Origin of the sequence: Neorhizobium sp. DAR64872/K0K18, assembly GCF_050500175.1 — a bacterium.
In the GTDB taxonomy this organism is placed as follows: domain Bacteria; phylum Pseudomonadota; class Alphaproteobacteria; order Rhizobiales; family Rhizobiaceae; genus Neorhizobium; species Neorhizobium soli.
Genome location: NZ_CP191445.1, coordinates 753,820 through 779,435, shown reverse-complemented (window position 1 = coordinate 779,435; position 25,616 = coordinate 753,820). Strand labels below are relative to the sequence as shown.

Genomic DNA, 25,616 nt, shown 5'->3' with positions numbered 1-25,616 from the left:
TGCATGTTCTCCCCGTGCAACGAATCGGAGTTTCATTTGTCCATTTCATCGAACGACACGAATTTTGCGGCGCGCGATGCCGCCATAGCGATCAACACCTACACGACCGTCCTTCGTCGTCCAAAAGTGCCGCACGAAACGTTCGCCAATTATTGGCGCGATGTGCATGGCCCGCTCTGTTCCCGAATCCCCGGGCTTGGATGGTATGTACAAAACCACTTCAACCGCGAACAGGACGCGCATCTCTGGCCTGAAATCGACGGGATTTCGCCATTTAAAAACTATGTCCTGGACGGCGGTGTCGAGATCGGCTTCGAGACGGCGGCCGACCAGGAGGAATTCAATGATGCCTGCTCGATCCTGTTTGCGGACGAGCAGAACATGTTTGCAGCAACCGTTGCCTACGCCCTTCCCAAGGGCTCAACCACACTCATCGATCGCAGCGCCGAGCCAGTTCCCAACGGAGACGACGGACTTGATCGCATCCATGTCCATCTCGGCTCCAGGACAGGCGATGCGTTCGCCTTTGTAACGTTCATGACGAACCTTGCCGAGAAGATTTCCTCAGACCCTGCCGCTATGAAAGTGCGTCTGCACCTGCCCGATGTCTACGACAACGCAAAACCCGCACCGCCTGCTCCCGGCGTCGATCATACTGTTCCAGACGAGCGCCGGCACATTGCGGTGTTGGAGCTCGCATTCGCCAGCCCGCTTGCTCGTCGGCAGTTCTACGGCGGCGATCTGTTCCAGAGCACGCTCTCCGACCAGAAAGCCCAGATCAGCCATGCGACTGCCTTCGCAGTAAGCGGCATCTATACCTATGTCCGCGACAAGCAGCTGACGACCGCGGGATTGAGAGGAAGCCGACAGGCGCAGCTGATCGAGACGCTGGGAGCCGCCAACCAGGTCTCCGACGATGTTCGCACCCTTCTTCATAAGGGCGAATTGTAAGACTGGCTGTCGGTGCTTTCCTCCGCTGTATGGCTCGGGCGGGAGACGCCGACGATGTGAACTGTCGTCTCGCCGCCAGCTTCGAGATCGGGTCGCCTATGGCGGCTCGACGGGAGGCCGATCTTGTGCCACACGATTTCCACGATCCTCTTTGAATAGGGATTGCAGATAGTGCTAAAATTCCCCAGTTGAGCTGGTTCGTGCCACCACGTTGGGACCGATATGGCGAAAGACCAGTTGATGAAGATCGAGATACCCACAGACAAGATTTCCTCAAGAGAGCGGTATCTCGAAGCCATCGTCCAGAGCGCGATCGACTACGCGATCATTTCGATGGATCTCGATGGTCTCGTGACCAGTTGGAACGAGGGTGCTCGGCGTGTTCTCGGCTGGGATGCAGACGAGATGGTGGGCAGGCCGGCCACAGCTTTCTTCACGCTCGAGGATCGCGAGCAGGGCATCCCGCAACGGGAGATGACTGCCGCCCTGAGCCAGGGGCGTGGTAGCGACGAGCGATGGCATCTGCGCGAGGACGGTTCAACCTTCTGGGCGTCCGGCGAGATGATGGCGTTGCGATCCGATGACGATACCGTCATAGGCTTCATCAAAATCCTTCGCGACAGAACGCAGGAAAGAGAACAGGCCGACCAGCAACGCCTGCTCATGCTCGAGCTCGGTCACCGGATGAAGAACACCATCTCGGTGGTGCAGTCGATTGCAACGCAGTCGATCCGCAATGCGGCCTCGCTCGAAGATGCCGGCGAGAAGCTCCAGTCGCGCATGTCGGCCTATGCCTCGGCACACGATATTTTGCTCCAGAAGAACTGGGTGAGCGCGACGCTTGGCCAGATCGTGAACGCCGCAACGATCAACATCGGTCTTGAGGGTTCCGACCGCGTCCGGATTGAGGGACCGGAGATCGAGCTTGATCCCCAGGCCGCCCTGTCGTTCTCGCTGGTGCTGCACGAGCTTTTCACGAATGCCTCCAAATACGGCGCACTCTCCGAGAGCAATGGTCACATCGATATTGCATGGAGAATCGAAGCCCGGGAGGGAGAGGATTTTCTAATCTCGTCTTGGCGGGAAGTCGGCGGGCCACCCGTCGCTATCCCGACCAGAAAGGGATTTGGCTCTCGGCTCATCGCGTCCAGTCTGAACTCTTACGGAACCGCCACGACCGATTACGAGCCGGATGGTGTCGTCGTGACAACTGCGATGCCCTTGTCCAGGATCCAGTTCGAAAAAACCTGACCGCGGTTGATACAACAAGGTTCTCTGATTGTCAGTTATCGCGTGATACAACTGGAACAAGGACTTGATTTTGGAGCCTTTACCAGACGATAGCAGCAACGAGCTTGCTGAAAAACCCGTATCGGATATCCCGACGACGCGTATGCTGTCATGGGCGCGCAACTCCGCTATCTATCGTCTGTCCAAACGGATGCACACGGAAAAGCAGCTCCGGCAAGCGATCACGCGCAAGGCGCGGGAAAAGTTCGAAGACATCGGCGATCGGCAAGTCGAGGCGCTTGCGGCGTTTGCCGTGAAGTTCGGCTATGACAACAGCGCTCTCGATGATCAGGCTTACGCAGAAGTCGCGACCCGTTCTGCGCAACGAAGCGGCCGGTCGAAACGCGCGATTTCGCAGCGGCTCGTGATCAAGGGAATAGACCGGGAAACCGCCTCCGAGGCAGTCGCTGACGTGAACGATCTGCGTGCCGCGGTCGTGCTCGCGCGAAAGCGGGCATTTGGCCCGTTCAGGAGAGTGGAGCTCGATCAGAAACGCAAGGCCAAGGAGCTCGCATCGTTTGCACGCGCAGGCTTCAGCTCGGAAATCGGGAGGCAGGTTTTCGAGATGCATCGCGACGATGCCGAGGTAGTCCTGAGCGAAGACGTGGTGTGAAGGAGCGCCGAACAGCTCTCCGATCATTGGGGCGATGCTGGCTAGATGTTGCAGCGTATTCCTAAGTCGTGAAATGCTCGTTTATAGTACACTTTTGCATTTTTCGCGCTTTTAAAGCGTATCTCATCAGTACCAGCTGAATAAATACCAATATACTTATAATTTAAAAAGTTATGATGCGTGAAGAATCTTATTTTGTTGCGGTTGGTGGCTGATTTTATTTAAAAATTGAAATTCGCAGGACATAACCCTATATCAGGTATGCCTGCGCAAAGCCTGACAGGCCGCCGGCGCGAATGGCCCGGCGGGTTCCGATATCCCAGGGCGCGTTTCAAAACCTGACATCGTTGCGATAGCGACCGTTCCACCCTGATTTGCTGGCGCAGCTACCGACCTCAGATCGAACTGATCTTAGCGGCATACCCACGAGGTCTCATGACGGTAGAACATCTAGGCGTGCAGCCCGCAGCAAAGCCGTGGGGCCGTCGTGAACTGAAGCCGTGGAGCCAGTCGGACGGCACGACTGTCATTGGCGAGCTGCGCTACGCGCGCAACGGTCCAGACCGTGACGCTTCTGCACTGCTGCTCAAGTTGCTGTTCACGTCTCAGGCGCTGTCGATCCAGGTTCATCCGGATGACGCGGCCGCGCAGGGAGTCGGCATGAGGAACGGCAAGACGGAAGCCTGGTACGTCCTTTCTGCTGACGACGGCGCCGAAGTGGGGATCGGGTTGAAAACGCCCGTGTCCACGGAGGAGTTGCGCGACGCCATTTCCGACGGTTCGATCGGTAGCCTGCTCAACTGGCAAAAAGCCTATGCGGGCGATGCGTTCTTCGTCCCTGCCGGAACCATCCACGCGATCGGTGCGGGGCTCGTCATTGCCGAAATCCAGCAGGCGAGTGACACGACATACCGTCTCTTCGACCATGGAAGCGCGCGTGAACTCCATATCGAACAGGCAGTTTCAGTGGCGCAGCTGGGACAGGCACCGCGCCAGGAACCGATGCGTCATCTGACGAAAGAAAGAACGCTACTCGTCTCCTGCGACTTCTTCGTGCTTGAGCGGGTGACACTTCCTGCAAACACGCTGTGGCAACTCAAGGCCGAAAGCGAATGCTGGCTCCTTCTCCTTGCGGGCGAAGCGTCGATAGGATCGATGGCGCTGAAGCTTGGTGATGCCGCTTTCCTGGAAGCGGATGACGCATCGATACAAGCCGGTGCTGCTCCGATCACAGCTTTGCTCGCCTATGCCGGCAAAGACGCCCGGGAAAACCTGCTGCGGGACGTCGGTCCGCTCCGGGACATGCCGGATCCCAGGAAGACGACCTTTGTTCAACCCTTAGCGGACGTTCCAGCGTTCCCTTCAACGGAGACGCTGTCATGACCCAGACCAGGAAAATTGCTTTCGTCGGCAACTCACTGCCGCGCCGCTGCGGTATCGCGACCTTCACGACGGATCTTGAGCAAGCGGTATCGAAAACGTCAGCAAACGTCGAAACGGCGATTGTTGCCATGACGGATCATGGCCAGGTGTATGACTATCCGCACAGCGTCCATCTGCAGATCGCGGACGACGACCTCGCGGAATATGTCGCAGCCGCGAAATACCTGAACGCTGAGAAATTCGATATCGTCTGCCTCCAGCACGAGTTCGGCATCTTCGGAGGCAATGACGGAAGTCATATCCTGGCGCTGTTGTCACGGCTGACGATGCCTGTCGTAACGACGTTGCATACGGTCCTTGCCGAACCGACACCATCTCAGCGCCGGGTCTTCAATAATATCGTCGATATCTCGTCGAAGGTGGTGGTGATGGCCGCGCGCGGGCGCGAGCTGCTGCAGGAAGTCTATGATGTGCCGGCGGAGAAAATCGAGTTCGTCCCGCACGGAATCCCGGAAATCGCCTTCAGCGAGCCGGACGAGGCGAAGACCAAACTCGGTTTTGAGGGGCGATCCGTTATCCTGACGTTCGGCCTGTTGTCACCCAACAAGGGCATCGAGGTCATGATCGACGCGATGCCGGTGATCCTGCAGAGCAGGCCGGACGCAGTCTACGTCGTGCTTGGCGCGACCCACCCGAATCTTGTGCGGACCGAGGGCGAGACGTATCGACAGTCGCTCGTAGCGCGTGCGGAGGATCTCGGCATCGAAGACCATGTGGTCTTCCTCGACCGTTTCGTCGACCTGCCGACCCTTCTCGACTTCATTTCGATGTGCGACGTCTACGCGACGCCTTATCTCAACGAAGCCCAGATGACCTCAGGTACGCTTGCTTACAGTTTCGGGCTCGGCAAAGCCGTTGTATCGACCCCGTACTGGCACGCGAGCGAGCTCCTTGCGGACGGCTCCGGCGTACTCGTACCGTTCGGCGATTCCGAGGCGATTGGTCGGGAAATTGCAGCATTGCTGACCGACGATGACAGTCGCAACGCAATACGCCGTCGGGCCTATGCCGCCAGTCGCTCTATGACCTGGCAGCGCACGGGCCAGCGATACCTCTCGCTGTTTGAGGCGGTCATCCAGCCAAAAATCCGGCCCGGTGCTGTCCCGCCAGTTGGCCGCAAGCCGTCGGCCCTCGGCTCGCCCGGTGTGCCCGAGCTCCAGTTCGCATACCTCTTGTCGATGTGTGACGACACCGGACTATTCCAGCATGCCGTCCATTCTGTCCCGGACCGGTCGCATGGTTACTGCGTCGACGACAATGCCAGGGCGCTGCTGCTTTCAGTCACTCTCATGGCCTCCGGCGAAACGCAGTTGCCCGATATCCTGACCACGCGGTTTGCGTCCTTTGTCCAGCATGCGTGGAACCCGGATCAAAAGCACTTTCGCAATTTCATGGGTTTTGACCGGCGATGGCTGGAAGACAAGGGCTCGGAAGACAGCCATGGCCGCACGCTGTGGGCGCTTGGACAGTGCGCGCTCAACGACACCAGTTCGGCGAGACGCAGCTGGGCTGCCGATCTGTTTGCCGAAGCCCTGCCGACAGCAGTCGATTTCACCTCTCCTCGCGCCTGGGCATTCACGCTGCTGGGATTGGACGGATATTGTGCGGCCCGGCGCCACGACATCAATGCCCGACGGGTTCGGTCCACTCTTGCAGATCGGCTGATGGCCCTTTTCTCGCGTGTGGCCACACCGGATCGGCCGTGGTTTGAAGAGGGGTTGTCCTATGACAACGCCCGTCTTCCGCAAGCTCTGATCCTTGCGGGTCTGGCCGCTGAGAAGCCAACCCATATCTCCGCTGGCCTGCAGAGCCTGCGCTGGCTGATGACGATGCAGACTGCACGGACAGGGCATTTCCGCCCGGTCGGTTCGGATGGTTTCGGTGATGTCGGCTTGCCGCCGCAGCATTTCGACCAGCAGCCGGTCGAGGCGGCCGCAACCATCTCTGCCTGCCTGACGGCCTGGCATGCCGAGAAACGCCCCGAATGGCAAAGCAATGCGCGGATGGCGTTGGACTGGTTTACGGGTGCCAATGATCTTTCCCTCCCGCTCGTGGATATCGACACCGGAAGTTGTCGCGATGGGCTGCATCGCGCACGCCCCAACGAGAACAGGGGGGCCGAGTCCGTGCTCGCTTACCTCTTAGGCCTCGTCGAATACCGCAGGATCGTGCGGAGCGGCAGTCAATCGGCAACCTCCTCCCAATTGCACGCTCTGAGTGCCTGATCCCGAATTCCGTTCAAATGAAATGAGATCGCTTTGTCAAAAGCCGTTGTTGTCAACCGCCAATCGCTCTTCCTGCGACCCGATTCCTCGCGCGTGGTCGTGCGTCCGTTCAAGCCCGCCACCGAACCCCGGGATCTGAATCCGACGGATAAAACCCGGGCGAACCTTATTGTCGATCGGGTGCTGGCGCTGGAGCCGCAGGCCGCCGATCTTCTTCTTGCGGACGTGCTCGAGAATTTTGAGGGCCGCCACCGTAACCTCCTGGCGACGTTCGAAGCACGTGCGAAGGAGATGGAACAAGCCTTTGCGCCGCACACGGTTTTCAGCCCGACGCAGCGACAGCTGATCGGGGCCTACTTCCTCAACGAATATTCGTTTGAAGCCTCGGCACTGTTCAACCCCAGTATCGTCGCTCATCCGGATCAATCGGGCGTGCCGGAGGGTAGCAGCCGGTTTGTCTTGAGCCTGCGCGCCGTCGGCGAGGGGCATGTCTCCTCGTTGACGTTCCGCACGGGACTGATCGCGCCCGATGGCGGCGTGGAGATAGAACCGACTGCACGGCTTGCATCCACCCCAACGATCCAAACGCCACTGTCAGGCTCACCGGATGAGAGCGTCGAACTCAGTTTCAGCGCCGACCAGCATATCAGCGAACGCGTCATCTTTCCGGTGACACCAGCTCAGTCGAACGGCATCGAAGATGCACGCTTTGTCGAATTCGAGACGGAGGAGAATGAGGAAAAGACGTTCTATGCGACCTATACCGCTTACAGCGGCAAGGCCATCCGGTCGGAGTTACTGCAGACCAGCGACTTCATCTCGTTCAAGATGACGCCGTTGACCGGCACGGCGGCGATGAACAAAGGGATGGCGCTGTTTCCGCGGAAGATTGATGGTCGCTACGCGATGATCGGTCGGCAGGACAACGAAAATCTCTACCTGATCTATTCCGACGACCTGCACGAATGGAACGGCGGCCAAGCGATCCTGCGCCCCAAATTTCCCTGGGAGTTCGTGCAGATGGGAAATTGCGGATCCCCAATCGAGCTCGACGAAGGATGGTTGCTGCTCACACACGGTGTGGGCCCGGTCCGTCGGTATGCGATCGGGGCCGCACTTCTCGACAAGAAGGATCCCTCGAAGGTTCTCGCCCGGTCACGCGATCCGCTCGTTCGTCCGGAAAAGTCGGAACGTGAGGGGTACGTCCCGAACGTCGTCTACACATGCGGTGGAATGCGGCACGGTGAGTTGATCATCTTGCCATACGCAGTCTGCGATACGGTTTCCAACTTCTCGACGATCAGGATTTCGGAGCTGCTGCAGACTCTGGACGGGTGACACGTTGAATGAAAAACGGCGGGGACCAAAGTCCCCGCCGCCGACTGAATTAACGCGACTTCTTGTAAAGCTTTTCTGCGATCTCGAACATTTCTTCCGGCGCGTAATCCGGTGTGAATGCCGAGGGAACGCCGGTCAACTGATGGATCTTGCCACCGTCGGGCATGCCATCGATCACTTCGAGTTCGCCCGGAGGATCGTTCGGAAGAGCGACTTCGCCATTCCCCCAGATGCCAGCCATTTCCTTGTAGTCGTTCGGGCTGAACGTGTAGAGCCGGCGATGCGAACCCTCATCCAGGTATTTCTGGCATTCCGGGATCTTGGAAAGCGGAATGTTCGGCGTCGGCAGGAACTTTTCGATTTCAACGCCGGTGATTTTCTTCAGCGCCAATGCGTAGGCATGGGCGTGAACCGAACCGCGCACGAGAAGATAGCCGCAGACTTCGCGACCCGTCGGGTCCGTCAGCGTTTCGTAGACGCGCAGCTTGTGCAGTCGGGCACCGCATTCCAGATGGAAATTGTGCAAGAGATCGACGACGACATTGCCCGTGCTGGTGATGAAATCGTTATTCCACGATACGCCGTTGCTGTTGATCGGAGCCGCTCCACCGCCACCGGATAGAAAAGCCGCGGCCAACCGCATATCCTTCATATCCTCGAAGGGTGCGCCCGAAATATCGCCGCCGTCGCCTTCGTCGCCCCCTGGAACGTCCGGGCCGTTGTTGAGCATTCCAACGCCATTGCTTACAAGCTCGACATGGCCAAGTTCTTCTGCAGTGATACTGGCAACAAGGCTGTAGAACGGCTTCAGTTTCTCCTTTGACCGAAAGTTGAAGCTCTGAAACATGTAGTTTCCGAGCGTCGACATTTCTCCATATTTCCCGCCAAGCAATTCCTGGAGTGCTGCGGCAGCATTGGGGTCAGCACGTTTCGGTGCCGGCAGATTTGCCTGCAGCTGATCAACTCGCATGAACATTGAGGTATTCCTTTGGTTGTAGGTCTCGTCCCAACCACCGGGCGAGATGCTTGTTCCCCGGAAATATTACTCATGCTCAGAATTAACCGTCGAAGGTGATTATGTTGCTTTTGTTCCAATATTTCGTGATGTCCGACGATTTTGACGGAACTTGAATGAGGCGAAACTGTTAACGGCGCACTCACGCGTCTGTGAGGCGCTTTAAGGATCACCATCATGGTAACACCAGTCACAACCCATCTACCGCACGAAACCACTCATGGCGTCTCAGTCAATGCGACGTCGGCATTGAACAAAGTATCCTGGGGAGCAATCTTTGCAGGCGTCGTCATCGCGCTTGCAGTGCAGTTCCTGCTCAATCTTCTCGGCGTCGGTCTTGGTGCCGCGGTGCTTGATCCGGTCACGTCCGACAACCCGACTGCCAGCACCTTCTCAATCGCCGGCGGCATCTGGTTTGTCATCGCCGGGATCATTGCGGCCTTCGTCGGCGGCTACGTCTCGAGCCGCCTGTCCGGCCGCCCGAGCAACTCGACGGGCGGTTACCATGGTCTGACGACCTGGGCTGTTACAACGCTCGTGGTCCTCTACATGCTGACAACCTCGATCGGCGCTCTCGTCGGCGGCGCATTCAGCGGCCTGTCGAGCGTCATCGGTGGCGTTGGCCAGACGGCAGCAACGGCTGCGTCGACCGCAGCGCCTGCAATTGCCAATTCCGCCAACCCGATGGCCGGTATCGAGCAGCAGATCCGCAGCACAACCGGTAACGATCCGCAGGCTCTCCAGAACGCTGCAGTTGCAGCCGTTCAGGCAGCCGTAACCGGCGACCAGGCAAAGGCAGAAGATGCCCGCAACCGTGCCGCTGAAGCAATCGCTCGCTCGCAGAACATCCCGGTCGAACAGGCTCGCCAGCAGGTTCAGCAGTATGAGGCAACATACCGCGAGAACGTCGAAGCTGCAAAGCAGCAGGCACTTGAAGCCGCAGAAGCCACGGCAACTGCCGTATCTGCTGGTGCAATCCTTGGCTTCATCGCCCTGGCACTCGGTGCAATCGCCGGCTGGGTCGGTGGCAGCTTCGGGACGAAGAAGAACGTGGTCGTAACGGAGACCGTCGGTCGCCGCACGGTCTGATCTGACAAGCAAAACAACGAGCCCGCGCCAACGGTAGATGCCGATGGCGCGGGTTTTTTCATGCGAACAATGTCTGCTTGAAGTCGTGGCGCAGATCGGCCTCGCCAGCGCATCTGATGGTAACGAGTGCAGAAGGCTTGGTCCTCACTGCAGAATCGAGATCTCCTCACCATCGATACGCAGAACTGTCAGTTTTCCGGAATAGACTGCTCCGGTATCGATCCCGATGCGACCGATCCCATAATCAGGATCTTCCTGCGGCGTATGCCCGTGGACGACGATGAGATGTGGAAGTTCGGGCCCTTGCTTGAGGAACTCCCCGCGAATCCACATCATATCCTCATCGCGCTGCTCTTCGATCGGTATGGCCGGTGCCACGCCCGCATGAACGAACAGGACTTGGCCGGCCTTGAGGCTGACAGGCAGATCCATAAGAAATGATCGGTGCGTTTCAGGTACCGCCTCCTGCAAGACGTGCATGAGAGACGCGCCGCTACCTTTGCGGCGGAGGCTCAGATGCTGCAGATCCACGCCGTAGGATGCGAGCGTCTTGTCGCCGCCCATTTCCAGCCAGTGCATGTACGCTTCGGGACGCTCCAGAAAGCGAAGGAACAGATCGTCGTGGTTGCCGCAAAGCGTCACGCGTTTCAAACCGAGAGCGCTGGGGCTCGAGAGATGTTCGAGCACCTGCGCCGATGCGGGTCCACGATCGACGTAATCGCCGAGAAGAACTACGAGCCCGGGGCGTCCCAATCGCCTCATGTCATCCGCGATGACGGATTCAGCCCTTTTCAACAGGTCCAGACAGCCGTGAACATCGCCGATCGCGTAGAGCGGGTAGGGTAACGGTTCGCTTCCAAGGTCGAGCTTTCGCCTGCGCTGCTCGCCAAGTTGCGGTGAGGCGCGCAAGGTCAACCAGCGGATCATCTTTCGCATGCGCCGTAATCCCCGTTCGAAATCCACCAGGGATTACGGTCGCTTTGAAGGTTCTTGCTTGTCCCGCTCAAGGCAACACCGCCATGTGCCGGATCCCGGGTTCAGATGCTCTTGCCCACACCCGTATAGGCAAAGCCGTGTGCTTCAACTTCCTGAGCGCGATAGACATTGCGCAAGTCGACGAGAACCGGCGTTTTCATGATGGACTTCAGGCGGTCGAGGTCGAGGGCTCGGAACGCATTCCACTCGGTCACGAGCACGGCGACATCGGCACCTTCAGCTGCTTCATAGGGTCCCGCTGCGAACTCGATGTCCATCATCTGCTTGGCATTTGCCATGCCTTCGGGGTCATAGCCGGACACGATCGCGCCGGCATCCTGCAAAGCCTGAACGACGGCGATTGCCGGGCTGTCGCGCATGTCGTCGGTATTCGGTTTGAAGGTAAGGCCGAACAGAGCGACTTTCTTGCCGCGCACATCGCCACCGGCAGCGGCGATCACCTTGCGGCCCATGGCACGCTTGCGGCTGTCGTTGACAGCAATCGTGGTCTCGATCAGACGCACGGGTGCGTCAAAGTCCTGTGCCGTCTTGGCAAGCGCCAGCGTGTCCTTCGGGAAGCAGGATCCGCCATAGCCCGGACCTGCGTGCAGGAATTTCGATCCGATGCGACCGTCGAGGCCGATCCCGCGCGAAACGTCCTGAACGTCGGCTCCGACCTTCTCGCAAAGGTCCGCCATCTCGTTGATGAAGGTGATCTTCATGGCGAGAAAACCATTGGCGGCATATTTGATCAGTTCGGATGTGCGGCGTGATGTAAACAGCAGCGGCGACTGGTTGATGAACAGCGGCCGGTAGACCTCGGTCATAACAGCCTTGGCACGGTCATCCGAGAGGCCGACAACGATGCGGTCTGGACGTTTGAAGTCATCGATCGCTGCCCCTTCGCGCAGGAATTCCGGGTTGGAGACAACGGCGACATCCGCATCCGGATTGGCTTCCCGGATGATCCGCTCGACTTCGTCGCCGGTGCCGACAGGCACGGTGGACTTCGTCACGACGACGGTAAAGCCCTTGATCGAAGCTGCGATCTCTTTTGCGGCAGCATAGACGTAACCGAGGTCGGCATGACCATCGCCACGACGCGAGGGGGTGCCAACAGCGATGAAGATGACGTCGGCTTCGCTGACAGCCGGCGCAAGCTCGGTCGTGAAGGAAAGACGGCCGGACCTGGCATTGCTTTCGACCAAGGCATCAAGGCCGGGCTCGAAGATCGGGATGACGCCATTCTTCAGGGCATCGATCTTTTCCGCGGCCTTGTCGACGCAGATCACGTCATGGCCGAAATCTGCAAAACACGCTCCGGACACAAGCCCGACATAGCCCGATCCAACCATTACGATACGCATGAAATCTCCTGAGAATTGGGTCGCTTATATTTGCGCAAGTTAAAATGTAGTAGGTCAGGCTAAAGATTGTCGATGTAAATTGATTCCAAGCATTCCTTACATGCCTCCTTATGTTTTCTTGCAAGCAAAAGGCAAAGGGTTTGCTGCGTTATAGTTACCCCCGATGACAAGTTTTTTTCTTCCGCGCAGTGAAGTTCATATTCGCGAAATTGCATCTGCAACTACGAGACATCAGGCTGTAGCGAGAGCCATCAGCATGTCATGGTTTTGGGGCGAGAGCGGTATGCCATGTGCGAGGGCAGCCTTTCGAGTGTTATGTCTCCGCTCCCCGGGAAGACGATCTTGACCGGCATCGAGGACAAGGTCGCAGATCTGCGCAACACGGTCGGCAAAGGCGTGATTGCCGCCCCGCTCGGGATCGATAACCACAAAAAACTGGCCAGTGAATGGCGTCTGCGCACCCTTGTGGCCACTCCAGTCGAACTCACCTGAAAAATAGCCGCCGGTCAGGGCCGCACTGAGGATTTCGATCATCAACGCGATCGAATTGCCTTTATGCCCGCCGAATGGCAGCAGCGCACCGCCGTCAAGAATTGCCTTCGGGTCGGTTGTCGGTTCTCCGTTGCGGTCTACACCCATGCCGGGCTTCAGGTCATGCCCGGCGCGTGCCGCGATCTGCACGTCGCCGTGAGCGATCGCTGAAGACGCCTGATCGAAGACGAATGGAGCAGAGCCCGCGCGCGGCGAGGCGAAGGCAATCGGGTTGGTGCCAAACACCGCCTTGTGGCCACCGTGCGGTACAACACACGCCATGCTGTTGACGACGCTCAGGGCGACAAGCCCCTCATCCGCAAACGGTTCGACATCCGGCCAAAGCGCGCTGAAGTGATGCGAGCGACGGATAGCAAGGACCGCAACGCCGTTGGCTTTGACTTTTTCGATCAGGTGGGACCGCGCGGCGAAGAACGCCGGCTGGGTAAATCCGCCCTTGGCATCGACGCGGAGAAAGGCCGGGGCGACGTCCTCTACCTCCGGCACGGCTTTGCCATCGACCCAGCCGCTCTTCAGAGAGGATACATATCCCGGCATGCGGAAAATCCCGTGACTCAACGAGCCATCCTGCTCACAGCCGGCACAGTTTTCGGCAAGGATCTGGGCATTTGGCTCAGATACGCCGTTGCGGACGAAAATCGTCTCTAGCAAAGCGACCAGATCGTCAAAGCCGATATGGATGGCAGCACTTTCTGTCATGTTCTCTCCTGCGTAGCCGTTCCGCTCGGTATCTAGATGTCGCTTCAGTCGGCGCGAGAATAGCCGCAGACGCCGCGCTTTCAATCCCGGTGATGAGAAGTTCCGCGACGGACCACCATAAATCGGAGCCCCTTAGAAGGACGATAGATATTTCCTATCAAGCCATGCTGTTCTGCCGCTTGATCAAATCGTCCCCGCGACAAATAGATGCAGCATGGATACAGGATTTATCGGTAAGAAATCGTCGGCCGCAGGCGGCTGGGGCGCATTGAAAAGCTGCGGCAAGCAGCTTCTGAACAGCGGCTCGCCGCTGTCCGGTGCAAGGGCAATGCTGAAGGCCAATCAGCCTGACGGTTTCGACTGTCCCGGCTGCGCCTGGGGCGATCCGGAGCATGGCTCCTCGTTCGAATTTTGCGAGAACGGCGTAAAGGCCGTCTCGTGGGAGGCGACCGAAAAGCGCGCCACACCGGCATTTTTTGCGGCACACACCGTTTCCGAGCTGCGCCGTCAGTCCGACTATGAGCTTGAGCTCAACGGTCGTCTCACTCATCCGATGCGTTACGACGCGGCAAGCGATCGCTATCTCCCGGTCACATGGCAGGACGCGTTCGCCGAGATCGGCGACATCCTCAAGGGATTCGACAGCCCGGACCGCGCTGAATTCTACACGTCCGGCCGCGCCAGCAACGAAGCGGCATTCCTCTACCAGCTGTTCGTGCGCGCCTACGGCACCAATAATTTCCCCGACTGTTCCAACATGTGCCATGAGGCGAGCGGCGTGGCGCTTCGCCAGTCGATCGGCGTCGGCAAGGGAACGGTCCTGCTCGAGGATTTCGAGAAGGCCGACGCGATCTTCGTGATTGGCCAGAACCCGGGTACCAACCATCCGCGCATGCTGGGCGACCTGCGGCGCGCCGCGGTCCGCGGTGCCCAGATCGTCGTCTTCAACCCGGTCAAGGAGCGCGGTCTGGAGCGGTTCTCGGATCCGCAGGACAAGCTGCAGATGCTGCGTGGCGGCGCGACCGATATCGCCAGCGACTATCTTCAGCCGCAACTGGGCGGCGACATGGCCGCCGTGCGCGGGATGTCGAAAGCGGTTCTGGCCGCGGAAGCAGCAGCTGTTGCAGCCGGCCGTCCGTCCGTGCTCGATCACGCGTTTATCGCCGAACACTGCGAAGGCTTCGACGCCTATCTGGCCGCGGTCGAGGCAACCAGCTGGGATGAGATCATCTCGCAGTCTGGCCTGACCCGCGAAGCGATCGAACGCGCTGCAGACGTCTACATGCAGGCAGAGCGCGTCATCTGCACCTGGGCCATGGGTATCACCCAGCATCTGCACTCGGTCGCGACCATTCGCGAAATCTCGAACTTCATGTTCCTGCGCGGCAATGTCGGCAAGCCGGGAGCCGGACTGTGCCCTGTGCGCGGTCATTCCAATGTTCAGGGCGACCGGACGGTCGGTATCAACGAAAAGCCTCCAGCTGCCTTCCTCGACGCGCTCGAGAAAGAATTTGGGTTCGCGGTGCCGCGCGCCAATGGTCATAACGTGATCGCCGCAATCGGCGCGATGCTGGATGGTTCCGCACAGGCGTTCATCGGGCTCGGCGGCAATTTTGCCCGCGCCACGCCCGATAGCGCATTGGTCGAGCAGGCGCTTCGCAAGCTCAAACTCACCGTGCATGTCGCAACCAAGCCCAACCATTCTCATCTGATGCCGGGTGATGTCTCGTTCATCCTGCCCTGCCTTGGCCGCACCGAGATCGATCTTAACTCTGCCGGCAATTCGCAGCTCGTCAGCGTCGAGGATTCGATGAGCATGGTGCATGGCTCGGCCGGCATCAACAGGCCTGCCTCGGCGCATCTTCTCTCGGAAGTCGCGATCGTTGCCGGCATGGCCGCGTCCACCGTCGGCTCGGACATGATCAACTGGGCGGCTCTGGCCGACGATTACGACCTGATCCGCAAGCATATCGAGGCGACCATTCCGGGCTTTGAGGATTTCAACGCGCGTCTGCGCAAGCCGCGCGGCTTCCACCTGCGCAACACGGCTGCACATCGCGAGTGGGTCACGCCGACGGGCAAGGCATCCTTCTCCGATATCGCCCTGCCGTCCGAGACCGTCAATCAGGCCGCCCTCAAGCGCCACGATCACTTTGCGCTGCAGACGTTCCGCTCGCATGACCAGTACAACACGACGGTCTACGGTCTCGACGATCGCTATCGTGGCGTTTACGGCGAAAGACAGGTCATCTTCATGCACCCTGATGACGTAAAGGCGCTGTCCGCAAAGGCTGGGGAACGCGTCGACGTCGTCTGCGAGTACACTGACGGCATCGCCCGCGTTGCATCTGATTTCCGCCTTGTCCCCTACGACATTCCGCGGGGCAGCATCGCCGGCTATTACCCCGAACTGAATGTTCTCGTGCCGATCGGAAGCGCGGGCGAAGAGAGCGATACGCCCACATCCAAATCGGTGATGGTCTCCGTTCGCCGTCGTGAGGCGGCGTGACGGGCAACCCGCCGGATCCAGACCGGTTTATGGCGCTCACTGCCAGGCTGCAACAGCAGGATCCCCGCCTCAGCGGCATTCAGGCGGGGATGATCATTGCCCTCGATCTCGATGTTGCCAGGGACAGCCGCAGCTTTTCGCGGCTGTTCGGCATCGAGCATTCGATCGTGCTGCGTGAACTGACGGACATTCCGGGTGCCTGGCTTCAGGTCACCAGCAAGGATGAACGCACGCTCAGGACATTTTACCGCCGGCCTGACGACGGGGCGACTGTTCCCGTCGAATAAAAAGCTTTGGTGGAGGCGGTTGCAACCTCCTTCCCACGCTGACCTTCGGTGCGGGCATGAGGACGTCATGTCTCACCATGGTCCCATTGCTAAGAAGGTGCTGCAATCGAAGTCCGGGTGATCGAGCCCGGGCTTCTGTGCGTCGGTGACTGGTTTCCACACGGCAACGTCCGTCGCCTCCATCTCTCGCATCGCTCAATGGCGGGACATTGCCCTGCCGTGCACTTTGAGTTCGTTCGTCTTGTATCCCCCGACGTTCGCCAACCTCGTTGCTGATGCTCTCCCTAAGTGCTGTGCTAGCTGGCGAGTTGTCTCGACCTTGCGACGCTTGTTGTCGCCGCAATGGCACTTTCTGCGTCTAGCTTCGTTTCTGTTGCGATCTTGACTGAGGTTGTGTTCCTGAAAGTCGTGACAGTCAGATCTGTGCATTGCAGCAACGAGTGAAAGGGCTGTCGGCGCTGTCGATGGTGCTTTGCTCGTGACCGCGAGGATTGTGCGTTGCAACTAACTTCTTGCGGTTGCAGAGGTTTTTCCGCACGGGCCTGAAACTTATCTCATTTGTAAGAAAGTGATGACCCGCCTCTTGAAGCTTGCATCGCATCGACCAAATGATGGCCGTCACTGAGAAGTTTGAGTTTGTCATGCCCGCATTTATGGAAAAGACCTTCGGCCCCACGGAACTTGAAGTCCTCGATATCGTACTCGAGAATTGGCGAGCGAAGTATCATCTCGAGAGGAGCGATCCGGACGTCAGTATCGCGGCTGCGGTCATGATCAACCTGTTCCGGGAAGGCAATCACACGATTCCGGAACTGGAAACAGCGCTTGCCGGCCACAAAGCGCTCGCCGATCTCATTTCATGACGCTTGCCGCTTGCATCGGTCGGAGCCTGGCGTGATGATGGACGTAATGTTCCTCTGAGCCGGTAAATCGCCTGATGCCCTACCAGACCACGATCGAGCAGACGGTCTTTCGTTTCCGTGATCTGAAGGATCTCTTGGCCAAGGCGACGCCCGAGCGGTCTGGTGACCAGCTTGCGGGGGTGGCGGCAGAGGGTCCGGTGGAGCGGCTTGCGGCGCAGATCACACTCGCAGACCTGCCGCTCAAGGCATTCCTCGCCGAGGAGCTGATCGCGGCCGAGACCGACGAGGTCTCGCAACTGATTGCCGACCAGCACGACCTTTCGGCATTCGCACCGATCTCGTCGCTGACGGTCGGCGAGTTCCGCGAATGGCTGTTGAAGCCCGAGACGGGGCAGCGTCAACTGGAGGCAATCACTTTCGGTCTGACGCCTGAAATGGTGGCAGCGGTCTCCAAGATCATGCGTGTTCAGGACCTGATCTCGGTTGCGGCCAAACGCGAGGTCGTGACACGCTTTCGCTCGACGATCGGTCTTTCGGGCCGGCTTTCGACCCGCAACCAGCCCAATCATCCAACGGATGACTCGCGCGGCATCGCAGCGTCCGCCGTCGACGGTTTACTGATGGGGTCGGGCGATGCGGTGATCGGCGTCAATCCTGCAACCGATAGCATTGAGGATTACGTCCGGATCGTCTCCCTGCTCGATGAGTTGCGCTCCCGTCTGTCGATCCCTACCCAGACCTGCTGCCTCGGCCATGTCACGACGGCCATCCGGGCAATCGAGCAACAGGCTCCTGTCGATCTGGTATTCCAGTCGATCGCCGGCTCGCAAAAGGCAAACGAAGGTTTCGGTGTCAATCTGGCGATCCTAAAGGAAGCCCATGACGCGGCGCGGGCTCTCAAACGCGGCCCTGTCGATGCGAACCTGATGTATTTCGAAACCGGACAGGGTGCGGCGCTTTCCGCCGATGCGCATTTCGGTGTGGATCAGCAGACGATGGAAGTGCGCGCCTATGCGGTTGCTCGGGCGTTCGATCCGCTTCTTGTCAACACGGTCGTCGGCTTTATCGGCCCCGAATATCTCTTCAACGGCAAGCAGATCATCCGCGCCGGGTTGGAGGACCACTTCTGCGGCAAGCTCATGGGTCTGCCGATGGGGGTCGACGTCTGCTACACAAACCATGCGGATGCCGATCAGGAGGACATGGATACGCTCCTGACGCTTCTCTGTGCCGCCAACGTCAACTTCGTCATCACTGTGCCAGGCGCTGACGATATCATGCTCAATTACCAGTCTCTATCGCACCACGACGCCGTTTACTGCCGCGAGACTCTGAAACGCCCGCCTGCACCGGAATTCGAAGCATGGTTGAACGAGATGGGGCTCACCGATCCGGCAGGCTATTTGAAGGACGATCCGGTGCGGCTGACCCGGCACCTGTCCGAGCTTGCTCTTCTTGGAGCCTCGGCATGACGGATCGCGATCAGCCTGTCCCGGTGGAAGACACCGAAAAGCGCAGCCTCGATCTCAGGTCGATGACCGCGGCCCGGGTATCGCTCGGACGCTTCGGCGCCGGTCAGCCGACAAAGGTGCAACTCGCGTTCCTGATGGATCACGCACGGGCGCGCGAGGCGGTGTGGAGCGGGATGGATCGCCATGGCCTTTCGCAGCGTCTGAAGTCGATGGGCCTTGGCGCAATCGAGGTCGCAAGCCTTGCGGAAGATCGCGGAACATACGTCCGTCGCCCGGATCTTGGCCGGCAACTTTCCGGACCGTCTGTCGATTTGCTTCGTTCGGTGAGACCCGAACGCGGCGACAATTTCGATGTGGTCATCGTTGTCGCCGATGGATTGTCGTCCAATGCGGTGGAAATCAACGCAACGCCGCTGATCGAGGCGCTTCAAACACGCTTGAAGGAATTGAATCTTTCCCTGGCGCCGATCGTTCTGGCTGAAAATGCGCGGGTTGCGCTGGCCGACCCGGTCGGCGAGGCACTGGGCGCCAAGCTATCGATCATTCTGATCGGGGAGCGACCGGGGCTTTCGGCAGCCGACAGTCTCGGCGCCTATGTCACCTACGAACCGAGGTCAGGCACGCCCGATTCCCGACGCAACTGCATATCGAACATCCGCGACGGCGGGATGTCGATTGCCAGCGCGGCCGATGCGATCACGGCTCTGGTCAAGGCGATGATGCAGACCGGTATCAGCGGCGTTGCCCTGCGCGACGCAGCAGCGCTCCTGGGTTAGGCCACATATCAAAAGGGCGGCACCTTAGAAAGGTACCGCCCTTTTGACGCTTGGGAGCGTATCTTATTCCGCCGGCTGCAGGACCGGGGCTACCGGATCGCCGGTCAGCTCACCGGCCATCGCCTTGTCCAGCATGTCCTTGTCCAGCTCGTTTTCCCAGCGTGCGACGACAATGGTCGCAACCGCGTTGCCGACGAGGTTGGTCAGGGCGCGGCATTCCGACATAAAGCGGTCGATGCCGAGGATGAGCGCCATGCCGGCGACCGGGACGGAGGGAACAACCGATAGCGTTGCAGCCAGCGTGATGAAGCCTGCACCGGTGATGCCGGCTGCACCCTTGGAACTCAGCATGGCCACGAGCAGAAGCAGGATCTGATCACCAAGTGACAGGTCGATTCCCGTCGCCTGAGCGATGAAGAGCGCTGCCAGCGTCATGTAGATGTTGGTGCCGTCGAGGTTGAACGAGTAACCGGTCGGGATGACCAGGCCGACAACCGAGCGCTTGCAGCCCGCACGTTCCATCTTCTGCATCAGGCCGGGAAGCGCTGCTTCCGACGACGAGGTGCCGAGAACGAGCAGCAGTTCCTCTTTGATGTAGCGGATCAGCGAGAAGATCGAGAAACCGTTATACTTCGCCACGGCGCCCAACACCACGATCACGAACAGAAGTGCGGTGATGTAGAATGTCAGGATCAGGTAGGCGAGGTTGGCGACCGAGCCGATGCCGTATTTGCCGATGGTAAATGCCATCGCGCCGAAGGCACCGATCGGAGCGGCCTTCATCAGGATCGCGACCAGACGGAAGATCGGAGCGGTGAGCGAGATCAGGAAGTCGGTGACCGGCTTGCCCTTTTCGCCGACCATGCCGAGCGAGATACCGAACAGGACCGAGAAGAACAGGACCTGAAGAATGTCACCTTGGGCAAACGCGCCAACGATGGTTTCCGGGATGATGTTCATCAGGAAGCCGGTGATCGTCGTCTCATGCGCCTTGGTTGCGTAGGTCGCCACAGCCTTGCCGTCCAGCGTGGACGGATCGATGTTCATTCCGGCACCCGGATGCAGCAGGTTGCCGACAATCAGGCCGACGATCAGTGCGAGCGTCGAGAAGGTCAGGAAGTAGAGCATCGCCTTGCCGGCGACCCGGCCAACCTTCTTCAGGTCGGACATTCCGGCGATGCCGGTTGCCACGGTGAGGAAGATCACGGGAGCGATGATCATCTTGACCAGCCGGATGAAGGCGTCGCCAAGCGGCTTCAGGCTGGCGCCGAATTCAGGCCAGAAGTGGCCGATCAGCATGCCCGCGATGATCGCGACGATAACCTGGAAATACAGGTGGCGATAGAATGGCAGTGCCGCCGGCTTGCCGGCAGCGGGTGTCGAGATATCCATAAAGTCCTCCAGTCGCCCCGCTCAAGGTTCCCACCCGGGGCATGTTCTTAGAATCGAACTTGAGGCGAGCAAGGGACGTGCCAGATCCGCACGGATCGAGTAAGTTATTGAATTAACTTGACGGCGTTATCTTAACCAGGTGTCGGGTAAAGCGATTTGTGCGGAGTACCGCACTCGTCCTTGATGTTTGTGCGAAATTATGCTCATAGGGGCGATGTCCTACACAAACGATCCCCACCCTGCTGAGCACCTGGTTCGGAAGTTTCGGCTGGCCTGGATCGTGTTTGGCGTCGCTGCGATCAGCATCGTGGTCGCCGCAGGGTTTGCGGTCGAGCGCTACGGCCGCGCATCAGCTTTAACGCGACTTAAAGCGCAGGCTCGAACGGATGCGGACTTGAAGGTTGCTCTCCTGCAGGCCGTCCTCGAGCGACCGCGGGCGCTACCGTTGCTTCTGGCCGGTGACCGCGAGGTCCGCGACGCTTTGGTCGACCTGAGCGCCGATGCGGCTATCGCGAAGAGAGAGGCACTGGATGCCAAACTCGAAGACCTGGTCGTTAAGACCAATGCCAGCGTGATCTATGTCGTTGGCCCGGACGGGATTGCGATCTCGTCGAGCAATTGGCGGGAGCCAACAAGCTTCGTCGGCAACGACTATACGTTCCGTGCCTATTTCACGCGGGCGATGCAGGAGGGAGCGGCTGAACATTTCGCACTGGGCAGCGTCAGCAAACGGCCCGGTCTCTACATCTCGCAACGCGTCGGTCCGGCCGAAGCGCCGCTCGGCGTGGTCGTTGCAAAGATGGAGTTCGATCAGCTGGAAGCGGACTGGCGCAACTCGCAGCGCCCTTCGTTTGTTGTTGATTCCAGCAACGTCGTACTGATCACCAGCCTCCCATCCTGGCGGTTCATGACGACCGAGCCGCTGGATCCGGACGATCTCGGCGCCATTCGCCAAAGTCTGCAATTCGGCGATGCGCCGCTTCTCCCCCTGCCATTCATCCGCCAGCAGCCGGTCGGAGACAACGCGCGGACGCTGCAGGCTATTCTTCCGGGAGGCGCGGGAGCAGAAGACTTCCTGGAGATCACGACCCCGATCCCGTCCACCCCCTGGCGCTTCGAATATCTTCTGCCAATTTCCAAGGCGCTGTCCGATGCGCTTCGCGAAACGCGGCTGATGGCGATCCTGGCCGTAACGACACTATTGGCGCTGGCAGCCTTCCTGCTGCGTCGGCGGCAGGTGACTGAGATGGCGATTGCCCAGCAGAGGCTTGCGCGGGAAGATCTCGAAAATCGGGTTGCAGCGCGCACGATCGACCTCAGTCTGGCGCGCGACAGGCTCGAAGCGGAGATCATGGATCACAAGCAGACCGAGAGCCGGCTCCAATCCGTCCAGCAGGATCTGGTACATGCCAACAGGCTTGCCATCCTCGGCCAGGTTGCAGCCGGTGTCGCCCACGAGATCAACCAGCCTGTCGCGACGATCCGCGCCTATGCGGACAATTCCAAGGTACTGCTCGAACGGGGCAGGGCCGAGACTGCGGTCGAAAATCTGGATCACATCGCGTCTCTCACGGAACGGATCGGTGCGATTACGGATGATCTGAAGGCACTTGCGCGCAAAGGTCGACCGGCTCCGGAACCGGTCCTGCTGCAGGAAGTCTTCGACGGTGCGACCATGCTGGTTCGCAGCCGCTTCACCGGACGAATGGATACGCTGAAGATCACGCCGCCGCCAAGCGGGCTGGTCGTGATGGGGAGCCGGTTGCGGCTGGAACAGGTGTTTATCAATCTGTTCCAGAATGCGCTGGAGGCTGTTGAGGGCCGACCGGATGCGCTGATCCAGGTGACGACGGATGTGTCTGCCGATCGGGTGCTGGTGCATGTCTGCGACAACGGTCCCGGCATCGCGCCGCAGATTCTCAAGGCTCTGTTCGAGCCCTTCAACTCGTCGAAGGAAAAAGGGCTGGGGCTCGGCCTCGTCATCTCCAAAGACATCGTCACCGATTACGGCGGGCGCATCGAGGTCGAGAGCCGCGATGGACGGACCTGCTTTACAATATCGCTCGTGAGAGCTGATGAGGAAAACGATCATGACAGAGCCTGACATGGGCGCGGTGCCGGTCATTCTGATAGACGACGACGCCGATCTCCTGCGCGCCACAGGCCAGACGCTGGAGCTTGCCGGTTTCGAGCCGATCGCGTTCACCTCGGCCACGGACGCCCTGTCTAAAATTTCCGCGGACTTCCCGGGCATCGTCGTCTCCGACATTCGAATGCCGGGGCTCGATGGTCTCGAACTTTACGACCGCCTCCGCAGTCTGGACGAAGAGCTGCCGGTCATTCTGATGACCGGCCACGGCGATATTCCAATGGCTGTGAAGGCCATCCAAAGCGGCGTCTACGACTTCCTAGCCAAGCCGTTTGCGACGGACAGGCTTGTGCAATGCGTCCGGCGCGCTGCTGAAAAGCGACGTCTGACACTGGAAAACCGCCGGCTGCGCGCAGCAGCTCAAAGTTCCAGCCAGGAATCCCCGTTGATCGGCCAGACACCGGTCATGCAGCGGCTACGCAACATGCTTCGCCAGATCGCCGATACCGATATCGATGTCCTCGTCACCGGCGAGACCGGAAGCGGCAAGGAAATCGTTGCTGGTCTTCTGCATGGATGGAGCCGCCGTGCGGCCGGGAACTTCGTGGCGCTGAATTGCGGAGCCTTGCCGCAACAGGTGATCGAAAGCGAGCTGTTCGGTCACGAACCGGGCGCCTTCACCGGCGCGCAAAAAAAGCGCATCGGTCGCATCGAGCACTCGAGCGGCGGCACGCTTTTTCTCGATGAGATCGAGAGCATGCCGATGTCTGCGCAGGTGCAGATGCTGCGCGTGCTGGAGATGCGCGAGGTGATGCCGCTCGGGACAAACGAAGTGCGTCCCGTGGATCTGCGGATCATCGCCGCGTCCAAGGTGGATCTGGGCGATCAGGCTCAGCGCGAGACGTTTCGGGAGGACCTCTATTTCCGGTTGAACGTCGTCACGATCGCCATTCCGCCCCTGCGGGAGCGGCGGGACGATATTCCCCTGTTGTTCAGCTATTTCGCAGATCGTGCCGCAACCCGCTTCAATCGGGAAGCGCCCTCGATCACGCCAACAATCGGCCAATACCTGCGCGACCATCACTGGCCCGGCAACGTCCGCGAGTTGTCCCATTTTGCCGAGCGTGTGGTTCTGGGGCTTGATCCGACAAGCTCTCCCGCTCGGCAATCAGCCGATCCGGAAACGGGTTCGCTGCCCCAGCGGCTGGAGCGATACGAAGCCGAGATCATTCGTGAAACGCTGACGGCGTGTGATGGCGATGTGCAGCAGACGATTGCAGCGCTCGGCATTCCCCGCAAGACCTTCTACGACAAGCTGCAGCGGCACGGCATCGTCAGAAGCGAATTCGCGGACAAGCGCCTTTCCTGAACTTGCTCGCGGCTCTGCGTTTGCGGGCGACGCCGATCAGCGACGCGCGTATCGCGCATAGGCAAGGTCGGTTGCATCGATGTCGGGCGTTTTGCCGCTGACGAGATCGCTGATCACCCGCGCCGAGCCGCAGCTCATCGTCCAGCCCAGCGTTCCGTGCCCGGTATTGAGGTAGAGACCACTGATCTTGGTTGCTCCGATCACCGGCGTTCCATCGGGTGTCATCGGACGAAGGCCCGACCAGAACGACGCCTTGGTGATATCGCCGCCGGGGAAAAGGTCGGTCACGGAATGTTCGAGCGTGCGCCTGCGCGGCGCACCGAGATCGTTCGTATAGCCGGAAATTTCGGCCATGCCGCCCACCCGGATGCGGTCGCCCAGCCGCGTGATGGCGATCTTGTAGGTCTCGTCCATGATCGTTGATTCCGGCGCGCGGCTGGCATCCTTGATCGGGATGGTCAGCGAATATCCCTTGACCGGATAGACCGGCAGATCGATGCCGTGGTCTTTCACGACCAGTGGCGAGTAGCTGCCGAGAGCAACCACGACCGCATCACCACGTAGCGTTTCGCGGTCCGTCACGACACCCCTCACCTTGCCGCCTTCGACATCGAGCCGTTTGATGGTCGTACCATAGGCAAACCGGACGCCGAGCGCTTCGGCCTTGGCGGCGAGAAGATTGGTGAACTTGAAGCAGTCGCCGGTCTCGTCCTTGGGTGTCAGAAGTCCGCCGACGATCTTTTCGCGCACATGGGCGAGCGCCGGTTCTACGCGGATGCAGCCTTCGGGATCGAGCACTTCATAGGGAATGCCATCGGCCGCGAGCGCCTTGACGTCCTTTGCAGAGGCGTCGAGCTGCTGCTGCGTGCGAAACAGCTGCAGCGTTCCCTGCATGCGCGCGTCGTAATCGATCCCGGTTTCATCCCGGACATCTGCAAGGCAGATCCGGCTGTAATCGGAAAGTCGCAGCATCCGGCTTTTGTTGATCGCGTAGCGCTCCGAGGTGCAGTTCGACAGCATCTTGAACATCCACGACAGCATGGCGCGATCAAGCTTCGGGCGCAGGATCAGCGGCGCGTGCTCCATGAAGATCCATTTGAGCGCCTTCCGGGGTATGCCCGGCGCTGCCCATGGAGAGCAGTAACCGAACGAGACTTCGCCGGCATTGGCGAAACTTGTTTCGAGCGCAGGGCCTGTCTGGCGATCAACAACGACGACCTCGTGGCCGGCCTTGGCCAGTTGATAGGCGGTGGTCGTGCCGATGACGCCGGCGCCGAGTACGATGACTTTCATGGCATTCCC

The 25,616-nt window shown here is 59.5% G+C and carries 20 protein-coding genes; 14 read left to right on the top strand and 6 right to left on the bottom strand.

Annotated features, from left to right (window positions below):
* Nucleotides 1-36 precede the first annotated feature (36 nt).
* The 6 genes from ACQY1P_RS03460 (at nucleotide 37) to ACQY1P_RS03435 (ending at nucleotide 7,860) form a co-directional block, all read left to right on the top strand.
* On the top strand, nucleotides 37-951 hold the full coding sequence (locus tag ACQY1P_RS03460) for a hypothetical protein (protein ID WP_430252905.1): 915 nt from the start codon (nucleotides 37-39) through the stop codon (nucleotides 949-951).
* Between the two features lie 240 nt (nucleotides 952-1,191).
* Nucleotides 1,192-2,202, top strand: coding sequence for an HWE histidine kinase domain-containing protein (locus ACQY1P_RS03455; RefSeq protein WP_062460387.1), 1,011 nt, complete (start codon nucleotides 1,192-1,194; stop codon nucleotides 2,200-2,202).
* Between the two features lie 70 nt (nucleotides 2,203-2,272).
* Nucleotides 2,273-2,854 carry a recombination regulator RecX gene (recX, locus tag ACQY1P_RS03450; RefSeq protein WP_430252903.1) on the top strand — a complete coding sequence of 194 codons (582 nt, stop codon included), beginning with the start codon at nucleotides 2,273-2,275 and terminating at the stop codon, nucleotides 2,852-2,854.
* 435 nt (nucleotides 2,855-3,289) lie between these two features.
* Nucleotides 3,290-4,237, top strand: coding sequence for a class I mannose-6-phosphate isomerase (locus ACQY1P_RS03445; protein WP_430252901.1), 948 nt, complete (start codon nucleotides 3,290-3,292; stop codon nucleotides 4,235-4,237).
* Nucleotides 4,234-6,522: a glycosyltransferase family 4 protein gene (locus ACQY1P_RS03440; protein ID WP_430252899.1), complete on the top strand. Its 2,289-nt coding sequence runs from the start codon at nucleotides 4,234-4,236 to the stop codon at nucleotides 6,520-6,522. The genes ACQY1P_RS03445 and ACQY1P_RS03440 overlap by 4 nt, the downstream gene beginning before the upstream one ends.
* Nucleotides 6,523-6,555: 33 nt before the next feature.
* Complete coding sequence (locus tag ACQY1P_RS03435; RefSeq protein WP_430252897.1) at nucleotides 6,556-7,860, top strand: glycoside hydrolase family 130 protein; 1,305 nt, start codon at nucleotides 6,556-6,558, stop codon at nucleotides 7,858-7,860.
* Between the two features lie 49 nt (nucleotides 7,861-7,909).
* Here ACQY1P_RS03435 and ACQY1P_RS03430 read toward each other — a convergent pair whose 3' ends face one another.
* The gene (locus ACQY1P_RS03430; protein ID WP_430252895.1) at nucleotides 7,910-8,836 is read right to left on the bottom strand and encodes a manganese catalase family protein; all 927 of its coding nucleotides are present in this window, start codon (nucleotides 8,834-8,836) and stop codon (nucleotides 7,910-7,912) included.
* 216 nt (nucleotides 8,837-9,052) lie between these two features.
* Here ACQY1P_RS03430 and ACQY1P_RS03425 point away from each other — a divergent pair, with 216 nt between their 5' ends.
* On the top strand, nucleotides 9,053-9,964 hold the full coding sequence (locus ACQY1P_RS03425; RefSeq protein ID WP_062576535.1) for a hypothetical protein: 912 nt from the start codon (nucleotides 9,053-9,055) through the stop codon (nucleotides 9,962-9,964).
* A gap of 144 nt (nucleotides 9,965-10,108) precedes the next feature.
* On the opposite strand, the gene ACQY1P_RS03420 is transcribed toward ACQY1P_RS03425, so the two are convergent.
* The 3 genes from ACQY1P_RS03420 to ACQY1P_RS03410 form a co-directional block, all read right to left on the bottom strand.
* Entirely contained in the window at nucleotides 10,109-10,900 is a 792-nt protein-coding gene (locus ACQY1P_RS03420) for a metallophosphoesterase family protein (RefSeq protein ID WP_430252893.1), read from the bottom strand.
* A 101-nt stretch (nucleotides 10,901-11,001) separates the two neighbouring features.
* Nucleotides 11,002-12,306: a UDP-glucose dehydrogenase family protein gene (locus ACQY1P_RS03415; protein ID WP_062458806.1), complete on the bottom strand. Its 1,305-nt coding sequence runs from the start codon at nucleotides 12,304-12,306 to the stop codon at nucleotides 11,002-11,004.
* A gap of 231 nt (nucleotides 12,307-12,537) precedes the next feature.
* Complete coding sequence (locus tag ACQY1P_RS03410) at nucleotides 12,538-13,557, bottom strand: Ldh family oxidoreductase (protein ID WP_430252891.1); 1,020 nt, start codon at nucleotides 13,555-13,557, stop codon at nucleotides 12,538-12,540.
* A gap of 214 nt (nucleotides 13,558-13,771) precedes the next feature.
* Here ACQY1P_RS03410 and ACQY1P_RS03405 point away from each other — a divergent pair, with 214 nt between their 5' ends.
* The 5 genes from ACQY1P_RS03405 to eutC all read left to right on the top strand — a co-directional run bounded on the left by ACQY1P_RS03405 (nucleotide 13,772) and on the right by eutC (nucleotide 19,464).
* On the top strand, nucleotides 13,772-16,066 hold the full coding sequence (locus tag ACQY1P_RS03405) for an FdhF/YdeP family oxidoreductase (RefSeq protein ID WP_430252890.1): 2,295 nt from the start codon (nucleotides 13,772-13,774) through the stop codon (nucleotides 16,064-16,066).
* Complete coding sequence (locus tag ACQY1P_RS03400; RefSeq protein ID WP_342366121.1) at nucleotides 16,063-16,353, top strand: hypothetical protein; 291 nt, start codon at nucleotides 16,063-16,065, stop codon at nucleotides 16,351-16,353. The genes ACQY1P_RS03405 and ACQY1P_RS03400 overlap by 4 nt, the downstream gene beginning before the upstream one ends.
* Before the next feature lie 641 nt (nucleotides 16,354-16,994).
* Entirely contained in the window at nucleotides 16,995-17,216 is a 222-nt protein-coding gene (locus ACQY1P_RS03395; protein WP_062460391.1) for a hypothetical protein, read from the top strand.
* 74 nt (nucleotides 17,217-17,290) lie between these two features.
* Nucleotides 17,291-18,688 carry an ethanolamine ammonia-lyase subunit EutB gene (locus tag ACQY1P_RS03390; RefSeq protein WP_062458817.1) on the top strand — a complete coding sequence of 466 codons (1,398 nt, stop codon included), beginning with the start codon at nucleotides 17,291-17,293 and terminating at the stop codon, nucleotides 18,686-18,688.
* Nucleotides 18,685-19,464 carry an ethanolamine ammonia-lyase subunit EutC gene (eutC, locus tag ACQY1P_RS03385; protein ID WP_430252887.1) on the top strand — a complete coding sequence of 260 codons (780 nt, stop codon included), beginning with the start codon at nucleotides 18,685-18,687 and terminating at the stop codon, nucleotides 19,462-19,464. The genes ACQY1P_RS03390 and eutC overlap by 4 nt, the downstream gene beginning before the upstream one ends.
* Before the next feature lie 63 nt (nucleotides 19,465-19,527).
* Here eutC and ACQY1P_RS03380 read toward each other — a convergent pair whose 3' ends face one another.
* Nucleotides 19,528-20,856, bottom strand: coding sequence for a dicarboxylate/amino acid:cation symporter (locus ACQY1P_RS03380; RefSeq protein WP_062458822.1), 1,329 nt, complete (start codon nucleotides 20,854-20,856; stop codon nucleotides 19,528-19,530).
* A 214-nt stretch (nucleotides 20,857-21,070) separates the two neighbouring features.
* On the opposite strand from ACQY1P_RS03380, the gene ACQY1P_RS03375 reads away from it, so the two are divergent.
* Complete coding sequence (locus ACQY1P_RS03375; protein WP_430252885.1) at nucleotides 21,071-22,960, top strand: sensor histidine kinase; 1,890 nt, start codon at nucleotides 21,071-21,073, stop codon at nucleotides 22,958-22,960.
* Complete coding sequence (locus ACQY1P_RS03370; RefSeq protein WP_430249387.1) at nucleotides 22,947-24,314, top strand: sigma-54-dependent transcriptional regulator; 1,368 nt, start codon at nucleotides 22,947-22,949, stop codon at nucleotides 24,312-24,314. Before ACQY1P_RS03375 ends, ACQY1P_RS03370 begins: the two co-directional genes overlap by 14 nt.
* Nucleotides 24,315-24,350: 36 nt before the next feature.
* On the opposite strand, the gene ACQY1P_RS03365 is transcribed toward ACQY1P_RS03370, so the two are convergent.
* Nucleotides 24,351-25,607 carry a D-amino acid dehydrogenase gene (locus tag ACQY1P_RS03365; RefSeq protein WP_092664275.1) on the bottom strand — a complete coding sequence of 419 codons (1,257 nt, stop codon included), beginning with the start codon at nucleotides 25,605-25,607 and terminating at the stop codon, nucleotides 24,351-24,353.
* Nucleotides 25,608-25,616 lie beyond the last annotated feature (9 nt).